The sequence below is a fragment of the Actinopolymorpha sp. B11F2 genome, assembly GCF_040195635.1.
Lineage (GTDB): Bacteria > Actinomycetota > Actinomycetes > Propionibacteriales > Actinopolymorphaceae > Thermasporomyces.
Map to the genome: position 1 here is coordinate 78,246 of NZ_JBEFTX010000019.1, position 13,662 is coordinate 91,907.

Here is a 13,662-nt window from a genome sequence, read left to right on the forward strand (position 1 = left end):
CTCGCATCTCGTATATGTATCTCAGGTTTCGTAGAGTCGCCTCGGTCGTGGACCACGAGGAGGGCCCCAATGTCAATCAGGACGACCTCGAGTTACACCCGCAGAGACCTGCTGGCGCTGGGTGGCGCGGCCATGGGCGCCTACGCCCTCACCGGTTGTTCGTTCTTCTCCACCGACCCCGACCGGGCAGCAGGGCCGGAGGCCGCGGCCAAAGGTGCCAAGGAGGCGCCGATGTTGGCCCAACGCGTCAAGGCGGGGCAGCTGCCGAAACTCAGTGCCCGCCTGCCGAAGGATCCGCTCGTGGTCGAGCCGCTGAACGAAGCGGGGATCTACGGCGGCACGATGCAGCGCGGGCAGATCGACCTCAACAGCGACGGCCTGCAGTACATGGGCTGGGCGGGGCTGGTCGAGTGGAGTCCGACGACCCCGCCCGAACCGAGCCCCGGCGTCGCCGCGTCGTGGGAGGTCGAGGACGAGGGACGTGCCTACGTCTTCCACCTCCGCGACGGGTTGAAGTGGTCCGACGGCGTACCTTGCACGACCGACGACCTCATGTACGTCTACGAGTACGTCTACCTCAACAAGGAGCTGTGCCCGGTCTTCCCCGGCTGGCTGTCCACCGCTGGCGAGCCCGGGAAGTTCGTGCAGGAGGACAAGCAGACGTTCCGGATCGAGTTCGCCGCGCCACACGGCCTGTTGCTGAAGTACCTCTGCTTCGTCGGTCTCGCAGGTGGCGTCAACCCGTTGCTGCAGCCGAAGCACTACATGAGCACCTTCCACCCTGACATCGCCGGGGAGGAGAAGGTGCAGGCGTTGCTCGCGGAGGCGGGTGTCGACGCGTGGATCGACCACTACCACTCCCGGCACGACCACTGGAAGAACGCCGACCTGCCGGTGCTCGGCCCGTGGCGGATCACCAAAGAGCCCCAGGGCAACAACGCCACAGCGGAGCGGAACCCGTTCTACTGGAAGGTCGATCCCGACGGTCGGCAGCTGCCCTACATCGACAAGGCGACCTACACCTTCCTCGACCAGGAGGCGTTCGGGCTCCGGGCGGCGAACGGGCAGGTCGACCTCGCCGCCTGGGACCTGAGCTACCAGTCGGCACCGCTGTTGATCAGGAACGCCGAGGACAAGGGTTTCCGGTTCCTGCGGTGGAAGCCCGACGGACTCTTCCATGCCCTCAACCTCAACCAGAGCCATCCCGACCCGGTGTTACGCGAGCTCTTCCAGGACATCAACTTCCGCGCCGGCGTCTCGCACGCGATCAACCGCGAGGAGATGCGTGACGCGCTGTTCGCCGGCCAGGGGCGGCTGCAGCACCCCTGCGCACAGCCGGAGGATCCGTACTACATCGACGGCATGGGCATGCGGTTCACGGAGTTCGACGAGGCCAAGGCCAACGACCTGCTCGACCAGGCCGGGCTCACCGACCGCGGTGACAACGGCATGCGACTACGCCCGGACGGCAAACCGATGAAGCTCGTCGCCCAGACGTTCACGATCGGGGTCGGCGTACCGACCGTCCAGATTCTCGAGTTCGTCAAGCGCTACTGGGCGCAGGTCGGCATCGACATGGCGATCAAGATCGTCTCGTCCGAGCTCTGGTACGCGAGCATCTGGCACGGAGACTTCGACCTCAACTGCTATGTCCCCGCGGGTTACCTGTGGGACATCGACTCGCTGTGGTACGTCCCGACGAGCGGTCTGACCTACTGGGCACCGAAGTACGGCAACTGGTACGACGATCCTGCGGGGGAGTTCTCGATGAAGCCCGACGGCGAGATCCGCCAGCTGCAGGTGCTCTACGACGAGCTCGTCCAGCAGGCCGACGACGACCAGCGACTCGCGCTCGGGCAGCAGATCCTGAAGCTGCACGACAAGAACGTCTGGATCATCGGCACGGTCCAGTCGGCATTCGCGCCGGTGGTCGTGAGCGCGGACATGGGCAATGTTCGCGACGACGCGGTGGCGAGTTACCGCACGTTGTACGAAGCGGCGATGGACCTGTCCCAGCTGTACTTCAAACACCCCGAGCAACACACCTGAGCGGGCCCGCCCGGTCATGGTCGCCTACCTGCTGCGTCGGCTGCTCTACGTCGTACCGACGGTGTTCCTGGTGTCGTTGGTGTCGTTCCTGATCATCCAACTGCCACCCGGTGACTACCTCAGCACGGTGGTTGCGAACCTGTCACGCACGGGCCAGAACGTCGATCCAGCGCAGCTCGCGGCGCTGAAGGAGAGGTACGCCCTCGACCAGCCGGTCATCGCGCAGTACTGGAAGTGGATCACCAACATCATCCTCCACGGCGACTTCGGCCAGTCGTTCGAGTATGGGCGTTCCGTGTCGTCCCTGCTCGCCGAGCGCCTTCCGCTCACTCTCGCACTCGGCCTCTCGACCCTGTTGTTCACCTGGGCGGTCGCGCTGCCCGCTGGAATCTATTCGGCGGTACGAAAGTACTCCGTCGGCGACTACGTGCTGACCGCCGTAGCTTTCCTCGGCATCGCGATACCGGGATTCCTGCTCGCTCTCACGGTCGCGTACATCCAGTTCCGCTACTTCGACAAGACCGTCGGCGGACTGCTCTCACCCGACTACGTAGGCGCCAGGTGGAACCTCGGCAAACTGCTCGACCTGTTCGACCACGTGTGGCTGCCGGTCCTGGTCCTGTCCCTCGGCGGCATCGGCGGAACGATCCGCATTCTGCGGGCCAACCTGCTCGACGAACTCCACAAGCCTTACGTCGTGACCGGTCGGGCCCGCGGACTCTCCGAGCGCCGGCTGATCGCGCACTATCCGGTGCGCGTCGCGCTCAACCCGTTCATCGCCACGATCGGCTGGCTCATCCCCGCACTGTTCGACGGGGAGGTGCTCGTCGCGACTGTGCTGGGTCTGCAGACCACCGGGCCGTTGCTGCTCGGGGCGTTGGAGAGCCAGGACATGTACCTCGCCGGCAGCATCATCTTCATCGCCTGCGTCCTCACCGTCATCGGCACCCTGGTCTCCGACATCCTGCTCGCCCTCGTCGACCCCCGCGTGCGGGAGGGATACCGATGAGGCAGGCACCGCAGTACAAACTCGTCTGGTGGAGGTTCCGCCGGAACAGGCTCGCAGTCGTCGGGGCGGTCGTGCTGGGCCTGATCTACCTCACGGCGGCGCTTTGTGAGTTCTGGGCACCGGCAACGCCGGACACGTATCGCGCCACCTATTCCTACGCGCCTCCCCAGCGCGTGCACGTCTCCTTCGACGGTGGTGTTCAGCTGTTCGTCCACGACTACCGCACCCGGGCGAACCCCGACACGATGCTGCGGGAGTTCACCGTCGACACGTCCACGCGCGTTCCGCTCCGCTTCTTCGTCAAAGGCGAGAAGTACAACCTGTGGGGGCTGTTCCCGAGCGACATCCACTTCTTCGGCCCGGTGGATCCCGGCCGTCCGTTCTACGCCCTCGGTGCCGACGAGCAGGGTCGTGACCTGGCGACCAGGTTGATCTACGGCGCACGGATCTCAATGTCGGTGGGACTGATCGGTGTCCTCGTCGGACTGGTCCTGGGCGTCCTGCTCGGTGGGATCTCGGGCTACTTCGGCGGTGTCACCGACACCGTGATCCAGCGCGTCATCGAGTTCATCATGTCCGTGCCCACGTTGCCGCTCTGGCTGGGCCTGGCAGCGGCTGTGCCGCCGGGGTGGGGGCCGATCAAGACGTACTTCGCCATCACCATCATCCTGTCCCTGATCGGTTGGACCGGGCTGGCGAGGGTGGTCCGCAGCCGATTCCTGCAGATCAGGTCGGAGGACTACGTGCTCGCGGCCGAGCTGGATGGGGTACGCCGGATGCGGATCATCAACCGGCACATGCTTCCGGCGTTCACGAGCCATATCATCGCGACGCTCACCCTCACCATTCCCGGCATGATCCTCGGGGAGACGGCACTGTCGTTCCTCGGCCTCGGACTGCAACCGCCCGTGGTGAGCTGGGGCGTCCTGCTGCAGGACGCGCAGAACATCCGTGTGCTGTCGACGGCTCCCTGGCTGCTCCTGTCGGGCGCGGCTGTCATCGTCGCGGTCGTGGCGCTCAACTTCGCCGGCGACGGCCTCCGCGACGCCGCCGATCCGTACGAAACCTGAGGGGAGGAACGATGGCTAGCCATGCTGGGCAGAACGGCGCTCCACTGCTCGACGTTCGCGGGCTACGGACCCACTTCGAGCTCGACGAAGGTCGTGTGCGTGCCGTCGACGGCGTTGACCTCACTGTCAGGGCCGGTGAGACGCTCTGCATCGTCGGAGAGTCCGGCTGCGGCAAGAGCGTCACGGCGCGGTCGATCCTCCAACTCGTCGAGCGCCCGGGCTGGATCGTCGCCGGTGAAGTGCTCCTGCGCCTCGGCCCCGATCATCAGGTCCTGACGGCACGGCACCCGTCTCGGCGTGACCGGGCGGCCGTCGCGGCGGCCGAGGACGGCGTACTCGACCTCGCCCAGCTCGATCCGAAGGGCACCGCCGTCCGGCAGATCCGTGGCAGGGACGTCGCGATGATCTTCCAGGAGCCTATGGTGTCGCTGAGTCCGGTGCACACGATCGGGCACCAGATCGCCGAGAACATCCGTACGCACGAAGATGTCACGAAACGCGACGCCCGCGACCGCGCGATCGAGGAGCTCCGCCGGGTCGGCATCCCACGGCCGGAGCGCCGGGTGGACGCCTACACCTTCCAGCTGTCCGGTGGCATGCGGCAGCGCGCGATGATCGCGATGGCCCTCGCCTGCCGGCCCAAGCTCCTCATCGCCGACGAACCCACGACGGCGCTCGACGTCACGACGCAGGCGCAGATCCTCGAACTGCTGCAGGAACTTCAGGCGCAGTCCGGCATGGCCGTCGTCTTCATCACCCACGACCTCGGTGTGGTCGCGGAGATCGCCGACGACGTAGCGGTGATGTATCTCGGCATTGTGGCGGAGTACTGCGCGGTCGACGAACTGTTCCACGATCCACGTCATCCGTACACCAAGGCACTTCTGGAGTCGGTGCCCAGAGTCGGTCGGCGGGCCAGACATCGGCTCGCCACCATCACCGGGATGGTTCCGCATCCGTACGAGCGCCCTGCCGGTTGCCCGTTCCATCCGCGGTGTCGCGACGCGATGGCAGAACTCTGCGAGACGACAGTCCCGCCCAGACTCGCAACGGACGGCTCGGCGTCGGCGGAGGTCCACGGCGGTGGGCGCTCGGTTCGCTGCCTGCTCTATGAGACGCCCGAGGCCGTCCGGGACGGAACGACGGCACGACGGGAGGTCCGCCGATGACGGCCGTACGGTCGGAGCGGGAACGTTCTGACGCGTCCGCACTTGGCACAGGCAGCGATCCCGAGGCGCTGCTCGACATCCGCAACTTGTCCATGCGGTTCCACGTCGGTCGGGGATTCCTCGGCATGGGCGCACGGATGACCGTCAATGCCGTGTCCGACGTGAACCTGACCGTGCGTCGAGGGGAAACGCTCGGCCTGGTGGGCGAGTCCGGGTGCGGCAAGACGACACTGGGCCGCTGCATCCTACGGGCATACAAGCCGACGTCCGGCGAACTCCGCTATCGCCGCGAGGACGGCGCAGTCGTCGACCTCGCCACGCTGGGCACGCGTCAGCTACGGCCGTACCGGCGTCAGATCCGTACCGTGTTCCAGGACCCGAACTCGTCGCTCAACCCGCGGATGACCCTGCTCCAGATCGTCGGGGAGCCCTTGCTGGCAAACGATCTCGCCCGTGGAGATGAACTCCGGGAGCGGGTCGCCGAAGGGCTTCGGCTCGTCGGCCTCCGGCCGGAGTACATGCGGCGTTACCCGCACGCGTTCTCCGGCGGCGAGCGGCAGCGCATCGGGATCGCCCGGGCCCTGATCACGGGGCCGCGCCTCGTGGTCGCTGACGAGGCGGTGTCGGCCCTGGATGTGTCCGTCCGCAGCCAGATCCTCAACCTGCTCGACGATCTGCAGGAACAGCTCGGCCTGACCTACGTCTTCGTCTCGCACGATCTCTCCGTGATCCAGCACCTCTGCTCCCGGGTCGCCGTGATGTACCTCGGCCGGATCGTCGAGGAAGCCACGACCGACGATCTCTTCGAACGGCCCCGGCACCCCTACACCGAGACGCTCCTGCGGGCGTTGCCACTGCCTGACCCCCGGTTACGGGGTAGCAGGAAGCGGATCCCCTTGCGGGGCGAGGTTCCAGACCCGGCGAGCCCGCCGGCCGGGTGCACTTTCCATCCCCGATGTCCGTACGCGCAGGAGCGCTGCGACACCGAGGAGCCAGCTCTCCTTCCGCTGCGTTCTCGTCGTACCGCCCGGTGCCACTACGCGGACACGCTCGACCTGGAGGGTGTCGTGGCGGACTGACCGGCCCAGGCTAATCTTCGATATGTCGTAAGAACCTGCGAACGCGGGAGCAAGGGGGCCCCTGTGAGCGCCAAGCCAGCAGCACGGCCGGCCTCGCCGTCGACCGATCGTGCCTTGACCGTCCTCGAAACGCTGATCGAGGCCGAAGGCCCGCTGACATTGACCATGCTCGCCCAGACCGCGGGTGTCCCATTGGCCACGTGCGCGTCGATCGTCCAGACGTTCGAGGAACGCGGATACGCCGCCCGCCAGATCGTCGGCCGAAGCCACTTCTGGCAGCCGACCCTCAGGCTGTACGCCATGGCCTCGAGCCTGGTCCGCAAGATCGATCCCGCGAGTGTGTCCCGCCAGCACCTCCGCGCCCTGAGCGACACGGTCGGCATGCCGGCTCACCTCGGCGCTCTCGACGGGACGGCGATCGTCTACGTAGCGAAGGCGGCGACACCCGGATTCATCCAGTTCGACACGTTCATCGGTAAGGTCGCGCCGTTCAACCTGACCGCGCTCGGCCGGGCGATCGCCGCTCACCTGCCCGACGCAGAACTCACGCCGCTGCTCGACCACTTGGTCGCCGGATCCGGTCCGAATGCCCGACGCCCCGCCGTCAAGGGCTTCCGCAAGGAACTCGCAACGACCCGCGCCAACGGATACGCGATCGAAATCGAAGAGGAACAGGCAGAGATCGGCTGCGTCGCCGCCCCGGTCTTCGACGCCTCGGACCGGGTGAGGTACGCGGTGGGCGTCACCGGGTTCTCCCGTGATTTCACCGAGGACGCGCTGCCAGGCATCATCGCGGCGGTGCAGAAGGCCGCCGCGGCGATCTCCACCGACCTCGGCGTCGTGGAGCTGCCCCGTTAGTGGGGCCGGCCCGGCCTTGTGAGGTAGGGGGTCATGCGGCAGGAACGTCTCGCCGGAGCTGGGAAGGGTCGCGTCATCTGGCGGTTGGATGACACCGTACGCAGACCGGTGGGACCGCAGACGCCGGCCCTTGCCGGGAAGCTGGTCCGACGGTTTCACGATGCCGTGCAGGGGTTCCGACCGCCACCAGACGCGGTGTGGCACCGGACGGGATCGCCGGACGAGTCCTTGGGGCGACTGATCATCTGCCACCACGATCTGGCGCCGTACAACACGATCTACCGGCAGGGGAGGCCCACGGCGTTCATCGACTGGGATCTCGCCGGTCCGGCGCCGGCCCTCGCCGACGTGGCCACGCGGCATGGTCGTTCGTCCCGCTCTACCCCGACGAGGTGTGCGTCCGGATCGGTCTCCCGGTGCTTCCGCGCGGGCCTCGGCTCCGCGAGTTCTGCGACGGTTACGGACCGCAGGAGCGCGAGAGTTTCCTCGACGCCGTACGTACTCATCTGGTCGCCCACACCAGCCCGACCGCTCAGCGGAGCGTTCCTTATCTCGACTCGATGAGGAAGGAGTGGCAAGGACACCTTGCGTAGTACGACAGCAGCACTTGTCCAGAGAGCAACGATCGTACGCGCGCTGGTCTCGGGATCCGAGACCAGCGTGTACGCGATGTGAGACAGCGGATGCGACACACGCCAGTTCCCCACGAGACACCGCATAGCGGCACGGATCGCGCAGTCCAGCAGACGACAACAACGAATGAGGCAGGATGAACGGGACCGGAGCAGTCGACGTCGCCGTTGTCGGGTTGGGGTTCGGTGAGGACTTCCTGCCGTTGTACGCCGCCCATCCGTCGGTGGGTGAGGTGGGGATTGTCGACCAGTCGAGGGAGCGGCTCACCGAGGTGGGTGACAGGCACGGGATCGCCGAACGCTTCACCGATATTGCCGACGTGCTGGCCGACGAACGCTGGGATGCCGTCCACATCCTCGCGCCGGTCGCCTTTCACTCCTCGTACGCGCTGGCCGTGCTCGGGGCGGGGAAGCACTGCGCATGTGCAGTGCCGATGGCCACCGACGTCGCGGACCTGCACGCGATCGTCGCCGCCCAGCGCGAGTCCGGCAAGAACTACATGATGATGGAGACCGCCGTCTACGGGCGCGAGTATCTCGTCGCGGAGGAGATGTATCGCAAGGGTGAGCTGGGCGGCCTCACCTTCTACCGCGGCTACCACATCCAGAACCTCGACGGATACCCGGAGTACTGGCGAGGCTATCCGCCGATGAAGTACATCACCCACGCGCTGGCGCCGATCCTCGCACTCACGGGCAGCACGGTCGCCGATGTCACCGCGTACGGCTCGTCGAAGCTGACCGCCGATCGGGTGGGGTCGTACGACAACCCCTTCCCGCTGCAGGTGGGACTCTTCCGGCTGGTCGACTCCGATGTCGTCGCCGACGTCACCATGTCGTTCTTCCAGACGGCGAGGTCCTACGTGGAGGGCTTCTCGGTCTATGGCGACCGTCGGAGCCTCGAGTGGTCGGGGGCGCCGGGCGAGGCGATGCGGTTGTTCGAACTGCGGCCGGCCGGCCCGGCGGAGTCACCCAAGGGCTCACGCGGTCGGCACGCCCGCGAGTCCGTCCTGGAGCCGCCTGACTACGCGCACCGGCTGCCGGAGCAGCTCGCCCGGTTCGTCCGTACGTACACGCTGGAATCGCACGACGGTGGGCCGGCGACCACGAAGACGGCCGGGCACGGCGGATCCCATCCGTATCTGGTACACGAGTTCATCTCCAGCATCGTCGAGACACGGCCGCCAGCGATCGACGCGGTGACCTCGGCCGCGTGGACCGCGCCCGGAATCGTCGCGCACGAATCCGCGCTGAGAGGCGGCGAGCGCCTCACAGTCCCGTCGTTCGACGGCTGACATCCCACGGCTGACATCCACGGCTGACATCCGACGACCACCGCACCGAGAGCGAGCGGTCGCCAGCGTCGGCTACCACCTTCCGCGGTGCTCGGGAACGAGGCGGACGAGGGGGGTGATGCACACGAGCATGATCGCGAAGACGAGGAAGATGTACGCCTGCGTCGCCCCGGCATCGCTGCTTCGCGCGAGCACGGCGGTGGAGATCGATACGGCCACGATGGACCCGGACTGCCGGAACATCCCACGGAGCCCGGCAACCGCGGCGAGGTGGTCGCGCGCGAGTTGCAGGCTCGCGTTGTTCGACGCGGGTACGGCGAGGCCCATGCCCAGGCCGGTGACGCCGGTGGCGACCGCCAGCCATCCGTACGACGAACTCCCCACCGGCGCGAACGCCAGTCCGACCAGCCCGCCGGCCACGAGCAGGAATCCGATGACGATCGGTAGCCGGCAGCCGGTACGGCGCAACGCCAGGACCGCGAGCCCGGCGACACAGATCATCCCGACCGCACGGGCGGTGAGGAGCGTCCCGCCCTCCAGCCCGTCGAAGCCGAAGCGCGCCTCGGCGTAGAGGGGGAGCAGTGCCCCGAACCCGAGTGCGGCGGTCCCGAACCAGAAGTTGATCAGGTTCATGATCCCGAATCCCTTGCCACGCAGGAGTCGCCAGGGAATGAACGGGGCAGCGGACTTTCTCGTGTGCTGGACGAAGAGCACCGCCAATACCAGGGCGAGCACCTCCGAGACGAGGAACGCCGGATGCAGGAGCCGCGTACTGGCGTTGCCGAGGGTGGTGATTCCGTACATCGCCGCCAGGATCGCGCCGGCGAACAGCACGACTCCGCGGACGTCGGTCCGAGCGACCGGCTTGCGGGCACCCGCCGGGATGAGCGCCGCCGCGAGGCCGAAGAGGACGAGGCCGATCGGGACGTTGATGAGAAAGATCCCACGCCAGGACCAGTACGTCACGAAGACGCTCCCGATGATCGGCCCCACGATGCCGCCGATCGGGAAGATGCTCGTGAACATGCCGAGTGCGCGGTCCCGCCCGCTGCCGAAGTGGTCGGCGACGATGCCGGTGGCCGACGGCATGAACGCGCCGCCGCCCAGCGCCTGCAGGGCACGGAACCCGATCAGCAGGTAGATGTTGTCGACCAGACCGCAGCACAGGGAGGCGGTCACGAACACCACGATGGCGCCGAGGAAGACGCGCTTGCGGCCGTACTGGTCGCTGAGCCTGCCGGCGAGTGGCAGTACCACGATCTGGCCGAGGGCGTAGATCGTGATCGTCCAGCCACTCCAGTTGATCCGCGTCTGCATGTCCTGTTGGATCGCGGTGAGAGCGGTCGCCACGCTGGTCTGGTCGATCGAGCCCATGAAGAGGGCGATCGACACGATGGCGAAGACGATGCCGCGACGGGGGAGCGGTTCGTCTCCGACGCTGGTGGTGGCCGGCGCTGCTGGGGGCTTCCCTTGGCTGTCCGACGTCGACGCCGAGACCGACGCTGAGGCCGGCGCCGAGCCGGATGCTGGTGCCGATGTCGGTGCGGACGTCGATGTCGGCTCGGTGGACTTCTCCTGCTTGGCCGAGGCCGGTCCGGGCGCAGGCGTACGGACCATATGCTTGCGCTTCCCGCGCCCCCGTCCGAGGCGGGTGGTGGAGCCAGCTCGTCGCCGGAGAGGGTGGTCCTCAGGTGATGACGGCTCCGATGTGCGCACCGTGTCAGACTACATTGCTTGCCGGCAGGCAACTAAGGGGTGGAGAGATGGTGGACGCCGACACGGTTACCCGCCTGCGCGTCGTCATCGGCCGGCTGGCCCGAGAGCTCAACGCGACGGCGACCGGCGAGGGCCTGACGCCGACCCAGGCGTCGGTGCTCGGCCTGGTGACGGGGCGCGGCCCGCTGGGCATGGCAGAACTCGCCGGGCTCGAGGGTCTGAACCCCACGATGCTCTCCCGGGTCGTCGGCCGGCTCGACGAGCTGGAACTTGTTCAGCGACGTCCGGATCCGGCCGACCTGCGCGTGGTGCGGGTGGAGGTGACCCCGGCCGGGCGGCGCGTCCACCAGCGCATCCGGACACTGCGGACACGAGCCGTCTCCTTGTGTCTGGAACGGCTGCCGGACGAGGCCGCGCGCACTCTCCTCGATGCCCTGCCCGCGCTGGAGGCGCTGGTCGACGAGCTCAAGGTGACCAAACCTGACCACGACCAACCAGGCGTACGGCGACGCGGGTGATGATCTGTGGTGTCGCGTCCTACCTGTAGCCCTGTCCCTGAGTGGAGTTGAGAAGCTTGTCGGTCGACCGTCGCGTCGCTCCACCCGTCCGCATGGTCGCCCTCGATCTCGATGGGACCATCCTCGAGTCGGGCACCACGATCGACCACCAGGTGCTCACGACACTCGAAACCCTGCAGACCAAGGGCGTCATGTGCGTGACCGCGACCGGACGTCCGCTCGACTTCCAGGTCGAGCTCTTCGAGCGACACAACGTCGGCCCGACGACCGGCCGGTTCGCAGCACTGATCGCCAACGAGCGAGAGATCCATCTTCTCGACGAGCACCGGCAACCCGCTCCCGCCTACCACTCGTACGACGAATGGAACGTCGTCATCCGCAAACGCTGGGACGCGCTTCTCGACGAGGCGATGCGGTGGGTGGACAGGGTGGCGGCGGAGGCCGATCGCCGTGGGTGGACGTCCAGGAGGTTCGACCGAAGCGAGATCGCGCGCCGTGGGCTGGCGACCATCCGGCTGGAGCTGTCCCAGCACGCCGCCGTCCTTCGCGACTGGCTGGCGGACCGGCTGCTGGACGCGGAGAGCGAGCTCGCCTGCAACCGGAACACCCGGCTGGTCCAGGTGGTCGATCGCCAAGCCGGCAAGGGCAACGTCCTGGCGACCCTCGCCGACCTGTGCGGCGTCCCTGCCGATCAGGTCCTCGCGATCGGCGATTCCTCCAACGACATGTCGATGTTGGACGGCGCGTTCGGGTTCCGCGCCGCGACACCCGGCAACGCCGACACGGAGGTCAAGGACGCGGTCAGAAAATGCGGCGGTTACGTGGCGCAGGCCAGGGTGGGGGCAGGTGTGATCGAGGCGCTCACCGCGGTGACCGCGCTGGTCACACCGACCGCGACTACCCCGCCCACCCCACCGACCGCTGCAGGTCAGTCGCCGGCTCAGTCCCACGACACGCCGGTGTAGCGGTCGAAGGCCGTACGACTGCGTTCCACTGAGGCGAGATCGTCCAGCTGGCTGTGGTCCTGCTCCAGCAGGAGGTACTCGAAGTTCGGGCAGTCGAGAGCGGTGTCGATGATCTCCTGGATCGACATGATGCCCGTTCCGATCTCGGTGAAGCAGCGGGGATCCTTCGTCTCGAGAAACGTTTCCATCGTGATCGGCGCGTTCCGGTCGACAATCCCCTCGAACATGACCAGAGGTTGCGGCGCATCGCGCGGGAAGTCCTTCTGATGGAGCAGGATCAGGCGGTCACGGTACTTCTTCATCATCGTGACAGGATCCTGGCCGCCCCGTGCCATCCAGTAGGTGTCCATCTCCACGTAGACAAGGCCAGGATCGGTGTGCTCCATGATCAGGTCGTAGACCGTACGGCCGTCGACAATCTGAAATTCCTGGTAGTGGTTGTGGTAATAGAACCGCATCCCGCGCGCCCGGCAGAGTTCACCTATGTCGTTGAAGAACTCGGCGCGACGGAGGATGTAGTCCATGTCCGCGTACGGGAAGAACTCGATGTCACAACCGACCCGCGTGTTTCCCAGCTCCCCGTGGTAGTCGAGGATTTCCGGCAGACGGTCCAGGTTCAACGGATTGATGTGACAGCCGACGATGTCCATGCCGAGTTCGTTCAGTATCGCGCGCAGATCCCTGGCCGGCATGCCGAACCCGATCCCGTCATCGGTGTCCGCGTGGTGATTGGCGCCTTCGAGGTGGGTGAAGCCTAGTTCTGCCAGCCTCTCGAGCGTTCGATGCGGGTCTTTGCCCATCGAGGTCCGGACGGAGTACAGCTGGATTCCCACGCGTACCGACACTCTGGGTACCTCCGCTTCACCATCGGATCGAATCCGCGGACGCTACTTGACGGACCGGGACGACACAAGGCCGGTGCTTTTTTCGTGCGCAGACATGTCCAATTGCTGCCTTGTGACGTACGTACCTCGCTATTGGTCGAGCAGGATCTGCGCGATCGCCCTGTCCGGCCCTGTGTGCACAGTGGTGTCGGCGTTCTCGACATCCCAGAGGACGTTCTGCAGAACGCGTCCGAGCGTCCAGCCGATGGCGCGCTGCCGGTCAAGGCCGAGCGTGTCGGTCATCAGGTCGAAACGGCGTCGCACGGCACGCGGAACGTCTGCCGTCGCGACAACGTCGTCCCATCGGTTGTGCAGGGCAGGGAGCAGTTCGAATCCGGGGTCGCCGGCCAGGGGTTTGGGGTCGAGCGTGCGGCACGCTGTCGAGGTCAGCCGGTCACCACCGGCCGGGATGTCTCCG

12 protein-coding genes and 2 pseudogenes are annotated in these 13,662 nt (G+C 66.8%); 11 read left to right on the forward strand and 3 right to left on the reverse strand.

Going from position 1 to position 13,662, the window contains the following annotated elements; genetic code table 11:
- The first annotated feature begins 69 nt into the window (after positions 1-69).
- From ABN034_RS27860 to ABN034_RS27895, 9 genes and pseudogenes are all read left to right on the forward strand, one after another.
- Positions 70-2,049, forward strand: coding sequence for an ABC transporter substrate-binding protein (locus ABN034_RS27860; RefSeq protein WP_349693950.1), 1,980 nt, complete (start codon positions 70-72; stop codon positions 2,047-2,049).
- A 16-nt stretch (positions 2,050-2,065) separates the two neighbouring features.
- Entirely contained in the window at positions 2,066-3,058 is a 993-nt protein-coding gene (locus ABN034_RS27865; RefSeq protein WP_349329421.1) for an ABC transporter permease, read from the forward strand.
- Positions 3,055-4,128 (forward strand): ABC transporter permease, encoded by a 1,074-nt coding sequence (locus ABN034_RS27870; RefSeq protein ID WP_349693951.1) that lies wholly within the window; start codon positions 3,055-3,057, stop codon positions 4,126-4,128. Before ABN034_RS27865 ends, ABN034_RS27870 begins: the two co-directional genes overlap by 4 nt.
- 11 nt (positions 4,129-4,139) lie before the next feature.
- Positions 4,140-5,297: an ABC transporter ATP-binding protein gene (locus ABN034_RS27875; protein WP_349693952.1), complete on the forward strand. Its 1,158-nt coding sequence runs from the start codon at positions 4,140-4,142 to the stop codon at positions 5,295-5,297.
- Positions 5,294-6,376, forward strand: coding sequence for an ABC transporter ATP-binding protein (locus ABN034_RS27880; RefSeq protein WP_349693953.1), 1,083 nt, complete (start codon positions 5,294-5,296; stop codon positions 6,374-6,376). The genes ABN034_RS27875 and ABN034_RS27880 overlap by 4 nt, the downstream gene beginning before the upstream one ends.
- 63 nt (positions 6,377-6,439) lie before the next feature.
- The gene (locus ABN034_RS27885) at positions 6,440-7,234 is read left to right on the forward strand and encodes an IclR family transcriptional regulator (protein WP_349329425.1); all 795 of its coding nucleotides are present in this window, start codon (positions 6,440-6,442) and stop codon (positions 7,232-7,234) included.
- A gap of 33 nt (positions 7,235-7,267) precedes the next feature.
- Positions 7,268-7,579, forward strand: a pseudogene (locus tag ABN034_RS34610) (phosphotransferase); the annotation flags it as partial.
- 47 nt (positions 7,580-7,626) lie between these two features.
- Positions 7,627-7,827 carry a hypothetical protein gene (locus ABN034_RS27890; RefSeq protein WP_349693954.1) on the forward strand — a complete coding sequence of 67 codons (201 nt, stop codon included), beginning with the start codon at positions 7,627-7,629 and terminating at the stop codon, positions 7,825-7,827.
- A gap of 176 nt (positions 7,828-8,003) precedes the next feature.
- Positions 8,004-9,161, forward strand: a complete 1,158-nt coding sequence (locus ABN034_RS27895; protein ID WP_349693955.1) for a Gfo/Idh/MocA family protein — start codon at positions 8,004-8,006, stop codon at positions 9,159-9,161.
- A gap of 72 nt (positions 9,162-9,233) precedes the next feature.
- Here ABN034_RS27895 and ABN034_RS27900 read toward each other — a convergent pair whose 3' ends face one another.
- Positions 9,234-10,553 carry an MFS transporter gene (locus ABN034_RS27900; RefSeq protein WP_349693956.1) on the reverse strand — a complete coding sequence of 440 codons (1,320 nt, stop codon included), beginning with the start codon at positions 10,551-10,553 and terminating at the stop codon, positions 9,234-9,236.
- Positions 10,554-10,924: 371 nt separating this feature from the next.
- Here ABN034_RS27900 and ABN034_RS27905 point away from each other — a divergent pair, with 371 nt between their 5' ends.
- Together ABN034_RS27905 and ABN034_RS27910 are read left to right on the forward strand one after the other, a co-directional pair.
- On the forward strand, positions 10,925-11,395 hold the full coding sequence (locus ABN034_RS27905) for a MarR family winged helix-turn-helix transcriptional regulator (protein ID WP_349693957.1): 471 nt from the start codon (positions 10,925-10,927) through the stop codon (positions 11,393-11,395).
- Positions 11,396-11,451: 56 nt separating this feature from the next.
- Positions 11,452-12,360 (forward strand): HAD family hydrolase, encoded by a 909-nt coding sequence (locus ABN034_RS27910; protein ID WP_349693958.1) that lies wholly within the window; start codon positions 11,452-11,454, stop codon positions 12,358-12,360.
- Here the strand turns inward: ABN034_RS27910 and ABN034_RS27915 are convergent.
- Complete coding sequence (locus ABN034_RS27915; RefSeq protein WP_349693959.1) at positions 12,336-13,193, reverse strand: sugar phosphate isomerase/epimerase family protein; 858 nt, start codon at positions 13,191-13,193, stop codon at positions 12,336-12,338. The genes ABN034_RS27910 and ABN034_RS27915 overlap by 25 nt on opposite strands.
- A 141-nt stretch (positions 13,194-13,334) precedes the next feature.
- Positions 13,335-13,610, reverse strand: a pseudogene (locus ABN034_RS27920) (aminoglycoside phosphotransferase family protein); the annotation flags it as partial.
- Positions 13,611-13,662: the final 52 nt, after the last annotated feature.

Excerpts from the sequence above, each read along its gene's own strand:
- ABN034_RS27895 (WP_349693955.1), top strand. The coding sequence starts at position 8,004 with ATGAACGGGACCGGAGCAGTCGACGTCGCCGTTGTCGGGTTGGGGTTC.
- ABN034_RS27875 (WP_349693952.1), top strand. The coding sequence starts at position 4,140 with ATGGCTAGCCATGCTGGGCAGAACGGCGCTCCACTGCTCGACGTTCGC.
- ABN034_RS27865 (WP_349329421.1), top strand. The coding sequence starts at position 2,066 with ATGGTCGCCTACCTGCTGCGTCGGCTGCTCTACGTCGTACCGACGGTG.
- ABN034_RS27880 (WP_349693953.1), top strand. The coding sequence starts at position 5,294 with ATGACGGCCGTACGGTCGGAGCGGGAACGTTCTGACGCGTCCGCACTT.
- ABN034_RS27860 (WP_349693950.1), top strand. The coding sequence starts at position 70 with ATGTCAATCAGGACGACCTCGAGTTACACCCGCAGAGACCTGCTGGCG.
- ABN034_RS27905 (WP_349693957.1), top strand. The coding sequence starts at position 10,925 with ATGGTGGACGCCGACACGGTTACCCGCCTGCGCGTCGTCATCGGCCGG.
- ABN034_RS27870 (WP_349693951.1), top strand. The coding sequence starts at position 3,055 with ATGAGGCAGGCACCGCAGTACAAACTCGTCTGGTGGAGGTTCCGCCGG.